At 48.4% G+C, this 7,964-nt stretch carries 1 protein-coding gene; it reads right to left on the bottom strand.

The window, feature by feature from the left end; translation table 11 throughout:
* Positions 1-13: 13 nt before the first annotated feature.
* Positions 14-7,831 carry a non-ribosomal peptide synthetase gene (locus tag PDUR_RS10845; protein WP_042206283.1) on the bottom strand — a complete coding sequence of 2,606 codons (7,818 nt, stop codon included), beginning with the start codon at positions 7,829-7,831 and terminating at the stop codon, positions 14-16.
* Positions 7,832-7,964: the final 133 nt, after the last annotated feature.

Below are 7,964 nucleotides of genomic sequence, written 5' to 3'. Positions count from 1 at the left end.
GAATATGGAACGGTTAATCCTCGACCACCTCATATTCGCTTAATAATTCTTCAAGATCCTCCAATGACAAGTCGCTGTATCCATAGTCTGAAGATGTTTTTTCTGCGTACTCTTTGTTTGCGCAGTGAGCAATGATCTGCTCCAAAGCATCTACATACATGTTGTTAAAGCGCGAAATTATAGCTTCGCTGTACTCCGACGCGTTATAGGTTGTGCTCATCATCAGGCGTCCGTTCACAATAACCGCGTTTATCTCAACAGGATTGCTTCTAATTATTTTGCCGCCGATGCTTTCCCCCAAGGAGAACCGGGATCCTCCGAACAGCCCGTCATGTGCTGTTCCGCCTATCTCGCCCAAGTAGTTAAAAAGAATCGGTGCCCGCTCTTCATTCTGCAGCTCCGGTACCCGGGTAAGGTACTTTAGCACCCCGTAGCCAATGCCCTTGTTCGGCACTTTCCGCAATCCTTCCTTAATCCGCTTGATCGTCTTGGACAATTCGTCCTGTTCCTCGCCTTCCAGCACCACCGGATACATCGTCGTGAACCAGCCCACCGTCCGGCTCACATCCATTCCTTCCAGCACATCTTCCCGGCCGTGACCTTCCAGATTGACTTTCAGCCGCTGCTCTCCCGTCAGCTCCCGTACTGCAACATACAGCGCACTCAGCAACAAATCATTAATTTCCGTCTGATACGCCCGATTGCTTTCCCGCAACAGTTGCAGCGTCGTTTCTTCCCTCAGGCTGCTCTGGATCGTCCGGCTGTTTGCGAACGTATCCGGTTCCGGCACAACCTGTCCCGGTATAAAGCGGGTCTTGACTGCCGCCAGCTCCGTCCAGTAGGCACGCTCTTTCTCCACCTGCTTGCCCAGCGCGTATTCCTTCAGCTCCCCCGCAAAGCGCTGATAGGAATCCGTCTTGAAGCCGATGTCCAGCGGCGCGTCTTGCTCTGCCTGTCTGTAGAGCAGTTCAAAATCCTCAAGCAGAATGCGCCAGGATACCCCGTCCACTACTAGATGGTGGATGGCGATAAGCAGGTGGTCGCCGTCTTCGGCCCGAAACAAACCTACCTGAACCAGCTTTCCTTCTTCAATGGCGCTGGCTTGCTGGATTTTCGTGGCAATCTCGTAGACCTGCCGCTCCTGATCATCCATTCCCCGAACGTCATAGCGGTGCAGACTAAACATCCGCTCTCCCGCTCTACGGTTGATTTGCCTGATCTCTCCATCCTGCTCTGCATAGATCATCCGCAGCGCATCATGGTGCGCCAGCAGTTGGTCGAAGACCTGCTCGATTCGGGATGCTTCGAATCCTTCCGCCCGGTGCAGCATGAACGACTGTGTGAAATGGTTCCGCTCCTCGCGGTTTTGCTGGAAGAACCACTGTTGAATCGGTGTGTACTCCACCTCTCCTTCCACGCTTTCTTCCGTTCGCCGTTCCCGCTGTTCCACCTTGACATAAGAGGACAGATCTTTAATTTTCGGATGGGCAAATAAATCCTTAACCTCCAGCCGGAGACCTGCTTTGGCGAGCCGCGACCCAATCTGGAGCGCTTTGATGGAATCGCCCCCGGAGACAAAGAATTGATGGTTGATCCCAATATCTTCAATCCCGAGCACTTCGCGCCACACGGAAACAAGCTTTTCCTCCACTTCATTACGCGGCGCTTCATAATCCGGTCCTGACCGCAAACTCTGATCCGGTTCCGGCAGGGACTTCCGGTCCAGCTTGCCGTGGGAAGTCAGCGGCAGCTGTTCCAACTGTATTACATATGCAGGAATCATGTACTCTGGCAGCTCCGCTTCCAGTAGCTCCCTTACAGCTGTTGTCGTCCACACATCATCCGAGATGAGATAGGCACATAAGGAGCTAACGCCCTGCCGGTCCTCGTGTGCAATGACCACTGCCTCACGGATCGCCGGATGCTTCAGGAGCTGCTGCTCAACTTCGCCCGGTTCGATCCGGTAGCCCCGGATCTTAACCTGTTGGTCGGCGCGTCCCATAAAGACCAAACTGCCATCGGGCAGCCAGCGCGCCAGATCTCCGGTCCGGTACATTCTGCCCCCGGGCTCATATGGATTGTCCACGAACTTCTCCGCCGTCTGCACCGCGTTGTTCAGGTAGCCGCGCGCCAAACTGTCGCCCGCAATATACAGTTCTCCGGTCACACCCACCGGACAGAGCTGCCGGCTTCTGTTCAGGATATAGATCCGTGTATTGGGTACCGGCTTGCCAATCGGGATATTCCCTCCTGCCCGGTCGATCAGCTGGCTGGTGGTTACGACTGTATTTTCGGTTGGCCCATATGCGTTCACTACCGGATAATGCGGCAAGGTGCTCAGCTTCAGCTGCTCTCCTCCAGCAATCAGCAGGCGTAGGGATTCATTCGGCTGCCCAATAAAGGCTTCGCACACTTTAGGAGGCAGCGTCACGAGTGTAATGGACTGTTCATTCATATACCTATTCAGTCGATCCATATCTAGGCGCAGATCTGCCGGAATGACATGCAACGTTGCGCCCATCATCAGCGCCGGGAAAATTTCAATAATCGAGCCGTCAAAAGTAATTTGTAAATAGTTCCCCACGTGATCTTGTTCGGTGATCTGATGAAGATCGCTAAATCCGTGGCAAAAGTTAGCAAAGGCACCGTGCTCCACTAAAACACCTTTAGGCAGTCCGGTGGAGCCTGACGTATAGATAATATACGCAAGGTCCTGCGGATCATGGTCAACCTTATTGGCAGCAGCAGAGGTCTGTGCCGAAGCTTCCTGAACCGTCTGCATCGTCAGGATCGAGTCGTCGATGACGAGGGTCTCACAATCCATGCTGGCCTCACCCACCTTATTTACCAAGTGGCCCTGCGTCACGACCAGCTTGGCCCCGCTGTCCTCCAGCATGTAACGGATCCGTTCTTCCGGAAACGCCGGGTCCAGCGGCAGATAGGCCCCGCCGGATTTTAGAATGCCGAGCAGCCCGGTCACCATCTCCAGGGAGCGGTCAATCATGATGCCAACGGGCGTCTCCCGTCTTACGCCCCGGGCCCGCAGCAGCTGAGCGACGCGATCAGCCTGCTCGTTCAGCTCCCGGTACGTCAGCTGCTCGCCTTCGAACACGACAGCTGTATGGTCGGGTCTGCGGTGAGCCTGATCTTCAATGAATTGAGGAACCGCTTGATCACGGGGATACTCCCTCGCGGTATCATTAAAAACATGCAGCAGCATTTGCCGTTCCTCGTCCGAGACAAGATTAATCTCGCCGAGTGGACATTCAGGTTGTCGTACGATTTCTTGCAAAATTTTTGTTAAATGACGGCCCATTCTTTCAATCGTTTCTTGCTTGAACAGTTTTGTTGCATAGCCGAAATAAATCCGGATGAGATTGCTAGACTCCAAGGCTGTGACGCTCAAATCAAATTTAGCGATGGGGTATTCAAAAGGGTATAGTTCAGCCTGCAAACCTTCTGCGTTAAAACCCGTCTGTTGCTCGTCTTGTAGGGAGAACATGGTATCAAACAATGCATTCCTGCTCACATCCCTATCTAATCCCAGTTGACCAACCAGTTCGTCGAACGGATATTCCTGATGTTCAAATCCATTGATCGTCGTTTCTTTGACCTGATGAAGATACTGTTGAAAATTTAATTCCGGTCTAGGGTAATTACGCAATGCCAGTGTATTGACGAACATGCCCATTGTATGGCTAAGATCCTGATGCTGCCTGCCCGCAATAGGGGTACCCACAATGATATCCTCTTGAGCTGTATACCGGGCAAGCAGTGCCGTGTAAGCTGCCAGCAGCAGCATGAACATTGTTGTCCCGCTGTCCGCAGCCATTATCCGGAGCTTCTTTGTCAGTTCTTCCCCGAGTTCAACGCTAATTCGGCCACCCTCAGAACTTTGAACCGCTGGTCTCGCATAATCCGTCTGCAATTGCAGTACAGGAAGATCTTTTCCCAGCGCCTGCAGCCAATATTGCTCCTGTCTCTTAAGTTCCCTGTTTCGTTCCGCCGTCAAAGACCATTCCGAGTAGTCTTTGTACTGAATCGCCACAGGCGGCAACTTGTTGCCTTCATAAAGTTGCCCTAACTCATTGGTCAATATATCCATGGAAACACCGTCTGAAATAATGTGGTGCATATCTAGCAGCAACAGATGGTCTTGTTCTTCCTTCAACAGTTCCGCCCGAAGAAGCGGCGCTTCTCTAAGGTCAAAGGGCTGGATAAATGTTTGAATTCGCCGTTCCAGTTCATCACTATTGACCATACTTGACCGCAACCGGAATGCAATGGTTTGTTCGATTTGCTGAACAGGCTCTCCGTTGATCTCTACAAACGATGTTCTAAGCACCTCATGTCTCTGTATCAACGTGTGGAATGCTTGCTCAAGAAGTCCATGATGCACTTCACCGGATATTCTTATAACAAGTGGCATATTATACATAATGCTCGGCTGTTGTATCTGATTTAAGATGTAGATCCGTTTTTGTGCTGCCGATAGAGAATAATAAGGCTTTTCTTCCGCTTTTTTAATACTTGAACAATCCTGTTTATCAACAGACCGGATGTATTCTCCCAATTGCCTGATCGTGGCGTGGCTAAAGATATCCTTCAGCGAAATATGAACTTGAAAAACCCTTTGCAGAGCAGTCATCATAGCAAACGCCTTTAGTGATTGTCCTCCCAACTCAAAAAAATGATGATCAATTCCAATGGAACCAACGCCGAGAACTTCTTCCCAAATACGAACAAGCTTCTGCTCTGCTCCGTTTCTGGGTGCTGCATATTCTGCCAAAGTCATCCCGTCCAGAACAGGCACAGGCAGTGCCTTCCAATCCGTCTTCCCATTAATCGTTCGCGGTATTTGTTCAACCGGAACAAAGCAAGATGGCACCATGTAACCCGGTAGTACCTTTGCCGCGTACATTTTCACTTTTTGCACGGCTGTCTGATCTTGGGAATCAGCTAACACCACATACGCGCATAAAAAGTTATTCCCATCACTGTCCTGTCTGGGAGCAACGATCACATCTTTTACAGCGGGGTGACTCAATAAATGATGCTCGACCTCCTGTACCTCAACACGGTAACCGCGGATTTTCACCTGGTAATCCGTTCTTCCCAAAAACTCAATGCTGCCGTCCGGAAGCCATCTGCCTAAATCACCGGTACGATACATTCGTTCTCCAGAAAGGTATAGATGCTCCATAAACTTCGAACCCGTCATTTCCGGATTGTTCAGATAGCCGCTGGCAACTCCAGCTCCTCCGATATACAATTCGCCTGGAATACCAATAGGCAGTACATGCTTATTCTCATCCAGCACATACACTTGGTAATTGCCAAGGGGCCTGCCAATCGGAATGCTTTTTCTCGTTAGATCCACCTGACTCACTCGGTGATACGTCGCACAAACGGTTGCTTCAGTCGGTCCATATGAGTTAAAGACTTGAGCCGTGGTAATTATGTTTTTTATGTATTCGGCTTTCAATACATCGCCGCCGCTAATAAATCTCATTCCTGTATGCAGACGTAAATGCTTGTTCTTATCCAGTTCATTTAAGAGCAGCGGTGAGCAGCTCACGATGGTCACATTCTGCCTTTCGATTTGCTTAACCAATTCATCCACATGTGTCTCTGTGAGTGTGCCGCTAATCAGGATCCGACCGGAAACGGTCAGGAGCGGAAACACTTCTTCAGTGAAAGCATCAAATGAAAAAGAAACGACCTGAAGAATGGTATCTTCTTCTGTAAGCGGAATCTGATCCAAAAAAGCATGGATATAATTCATAACATTTTTATGCGTTGTCATCACGCCCTTAGGCATGCCGGTCGATCCAGAAGTATAAATGAGATATGCCAGATCGCTGGCATGGTTTACCCGTTCAGGATTGGTCTTTTCCATGGTGTCTATCAATCCGTCATCAAACGTGATACAGGGTGAAAAATTCATTTGAGATTTAAAGGTTTCTTCGGTTACAAGAAGAATGGCGTTGCTGTCTGCCAGCATATAAGAAATCCGCTCGCCAGGAAGTTCCGGATTAAGGGGCAGATAAGCTCCGCCAGCCTTCAATATCCCCATAATGCCAACAATCATTTCAATCGAACGTTCGACCATGATACCCACTACCGTGTTAGGCTTTACTCCTTCTATTCTAAGCCTGCGGGCGAGTTGATTAGCCTTATTGTTGAGCTCACGGTATGTCAATGAATGATCACCATGGACAACAGCTACGCGTTCCGGAGTAATCTCCGCTCGTTCCTCAAGAAGATCGTTCAATGTCCTGGATTCCTGATATATCACCTTATGACTATTGAATTGATAAGTAACCTGGGACTCCTCTTCCGGAGACATTATTCTGATTTCATCTAATGTCTTTTCGGGACGATCCACAATTTCGTTTAAAATGTTCAAAAAGTGACCAGAGAAGCGCTCCATTGTTTCCGCGTTAAACAGTTTAGAGGCGTACTGAAGATCCATCTGTATATATTCTCCGTAATGGATTACGGTAAGTCCGATGTCAAACTTAGCTACTGGAAAGTCGATATTACAGGATTCAGCTTTCAGATCGCCCAGCTTAAATTGAAAATCACTGGCATACTGCAAATCAAACATCGTATCAAATACAGGATTTCTGCTCCGGTTTATTGGCAAGTTTAAGCTTTCAACCAACATATCGAAAGGGTAATCCTGATTTTCAAAAACGGATAATATATGAGTTCTCACATGATTCAAATATTGAGTAAATATCAGATCAGATTCCGGATAATGTCTTGTCGCCAGCGTATTCGTAAATAATCCAATAATCGGTTTGAGCTCATCGTGTGGTCTGCCGGCAATTGGAGTGCCAACAATCAAATCCTTTTGACCGGTGTATTTGGATAACAAAACGGTATAGGCGGCCATAAGCAGCATATAGAGCGTAACTCCATTTTGTTCGGCTAAATGTTTCAGTCTTCTGGTCATGCTCTGATTAACCTCGAATAAGATACGACCGCCTTCGTAATTCTGCACAGCAGGCCGCACATCATCCAGAGGCATCTGAAGCTGGGGTAATTCACCGCTTAACGTAAGCAGCCAATATTTCTCCTGTTCGTCCAAGCTTCCTTGGCGCTCTCTCTCATGTTGCCATTGTGAGTAATCTTTGTATTGGACAGACAACGGAACCAAGCGCCCCCCCTCAAACAGAACGGACAACTCTTTCATAAAGACTGCCATCGAAATACCGTCTGAAATGATATGATGCATATCGAGCAGCATCAGATGCTCGTCATTGTCAACTTTGACCATCTCTGCTCTAATAAGAGGAGCCTGCTCCAGATCAAACGGTTTGATAAATTGCCGGATTCTGCTTGTGATGCTTTGCTCTCCCAATTCGGATAATGGGACTTCAAAATGAATCTCACGATGGATTTTTTGAACAGGCTCATCGTTCAGTTTAATAAAAGCTGTTCTTAATCCCTCATGTCTTTGAATGATCTGCTGCATCGCCTGTTCAAACTGATGGATATCCAATCTCCCTTTTAATTTCATGACTAACGGAATGTTGTAGGCAACTCCCTGCTCATCCATCTGATGCAATATATACATCCTTTTTTGCGCCCTGGATAGCGGGTAGCAGTTCTCTTCGGACGGCTTCACTCTTGGAATTCCGTTTTTCTCCAGCCGTTCGCTATCCGTCAGGAACTGAATAATCTCTTTCTTGTATAATTTGATCTTTTCTCTAAGCTCAGGGCTGATTTGCTCTCGGGGACCAATAATTTTAATCTTCCCCTGCTCATGATACAGGCTGATATTGCGCTTGTTTAAGTCATGCATAAGCTCCGTGATATTCATAGGAACACACCATTCCTTTCGTTATGTCCAGGCAGCAAATTGAATGATTCGGAATGACCGCACAATCTCTTATCCAGCCACTATGAAAAAATCATGAGAATGTGCGGCTTTCCAGATACTCTGAATTCCGATC

The sequence above is a fragment of the Paenibacillus durus genome (genome assembly GCF_000756615.1).
Lineage (GTDB): Bacteria > Bacillota > Bacilli > Paenibacillales > Paenibacillaceae > Paenibacillus_AQ > Paenibacillus_AQ durus.
This window is presented reverse-complemented; position numbering and strand designations above follow the sequence as displayed.

Excerpts from the sequence above, each read along its gene's own strand:
- PDUR_RS10845 (WP_042206283.1), bottom strand. The coding sequence starts at position 7,831 with ATGAATATCACGGAGCTTATGCATGACTTAAACAAGCGCAATATCAGC.